The sequence below is a fragment of the Algoriphagus aquatilis genome (assembly GCF_042657405.1).
GTDB classification, from domain to species: Bacteria; Bacteroidota; Bacteroidia; order Cytophagales; family Cyclobacteriaceae; genus Algoriphagus; species Algoriphagus aquatilis.
In genome coordinates this window covers 1-1732 of sequence record NZ_JBHSKS010000031.1, presented here as the reverse complement: position 1 = coordinate 1732, position 1732 = coordinate 1, and the positions used below count along the sequence as shown (strand labels likewise).

The window sequence follows — 1732 nt, the reverse complement described above, 5'->3', positions numbered from 1 at the left end:
CTGATGTTTGGCTCTTTACTAGTCGATGAAAAAAAGTAGGTCATAATTTGGAGTTATGGCCTTTTTTTATGGATATTGTATCTAGTTATTAGACTAGATATGGGTTATCCGACTAAAGTACAGCTCATCAAGCGAGCCAAAAGTGAACAGTGGTATGTGAATTTTCCTGCTGCCGTTGCCCAGGCCATTGAATTTCAACAGGGAGAGGTCGTGGAGTGGATCATCGACGACCATCAACGCCTGGTTCTTCAACGTAGTGTTCAGTCCGTATCGGACCTTAAAAAAAAACTTCCCAAGAAGACCTAAAGGGAGTTTTGGAAAGTATTTTCTCCGAATGCCAATCCTGCTTCAAGCAGATCAGGACCTGGAAAAAGGCCCAAAAGCTGGTCGACGGAGTGCTTTCCTGCATGGGCCGCCGCACAGTCACAGGCTGGCTGACTGCCTGTGGAGACCAGTTTAAGGATTGGACGTACGCTTACCGCCTTTTCAGGGGCGAACGGATGGATATTGCCGGTATTTTTGGAGTCGTCCGCAGAAAAGTCATCGGGTTGAGCGATCCGGCCCTGCGGTATGTTTTTGCCCATATGGACGACACACTCTTACGTAAAAGAGGAAAGAATGTATTCGCAGGCCGATGGATGAGAGATCCCTTAGGGCCTCCTTTTCAGGCCAACCTGGTTTGGGGTCAACGTTTCATTCAGGTTTCTCTTTCCCTTTTTGAAAAACTTGGAACGGTTCAGGCCAGAGCCATACCCATAGATTTTCATTGCTGTCCATCGGTGAAAAAACCCGGAAAATCAGGAGTGGAGTCTGATTGGGAGCACTATCGGGAAACCCAGAAAAAGGCTAAACTCAGCGTAATCGGGGCAGAACGGATTAAGCTGTTGCGTGACAACCTCGATCAGGATGGGTACAAAGACAGGCAGCTGGTGGTGAGCGTGGACGGTAGCTATACCAACGAAGCGGTTCTGAAAAGACTTCCTGATCGGACTGCCCTGATCGGAAGAATCCGGAAAGACTCCAGCCTCTATCTGCCTGCAGAAGCAGCTGCAACGGGAAAGGGGCGTAAAAAAGTTTATGGTGACAGCCTCCCCACTCCCGAGCAAATCCGTCAGTCCAACGACTATCCATGGGTCAGCGTGAAAGCATGGGCAGCAGGCAAGGTACATGACTTCGACCTCAAAGTGATTCCCAGAGTCCGCTGGAGAAAGGCGGGCAACAAAGACCTCAAACTGATCATCATCAGACCTGTCTCTTACCGAAAAACCACAAAATCGAGACTTTTATACCGAGAACCCGCTTACCTGCTCTGCAGCGATCCGGAGATGGACTTGGCTACCCTGTTACAGGCATACCTCTGGAGATGGGAGATCGAGGTCAACTTCAAAGACCAGAAGACAATCCTGGGTTGCGGACAGGCACAAGTCAGAAACAAAGATACCTGCCAAAAGGTCCCCGCATTCCTTACGGCTGTCTATTCCATGCTGCTTGTCGCTTCCTCGATAGCCAAAAAACAGGAACTGCCCAGACCCAAATGGTATAAAACGACAAAATCGATCCGAACCACAACCGGAGACCTGATCAATCTATTCCGTGCAATAAGCTGGGCTGACGCCTCAAAAATCAATTTCTCCGACTTCGTCAACATCCAGAAAAAATTACAAGCACTCAAAAAATCAGATAATCCTACACTAGCAGCAGCGTTTCATACCAGAAATTAGCCAAACTTGAG

General features: G+C 48.4%; 2 protein-coding genes. Both read left to right on the top strand.

What is annotated here, in order from left to right:
• Nucleotides 1–99 precede the first annotated feature (99 nt).
• Nucleotides 100–306, top strand: coding sequence for a hypothetical protein (locus ACFPIK_RS18115; protein ID WP_377917867.1), 207 nt, complete (start codon nt 100–102; stop codon nt 304–306).
• 8 nt (nt 307–314) lie between these two features.
• Entirely contained in the window at nt 315–1721 is a 1407-nt protein-coding gene (locus ACFPIK_RS18110) for an IS701 family transposase (protein WP_377917865.1), read from the top strand.
• Nucleotides 1722–1732: the final 11 nt, after the last annotated feature.

Bases quoted from the DNA above. Each gene is read 5' to 3' on its own strand.
- ACFPIK_RS18115 (WP_377917867.1), top strand. From the start codon at position 100: ATGGGTTATCCGACTAAAGTACAGCTCATCAAGCGAGCCAAAAGTGAA.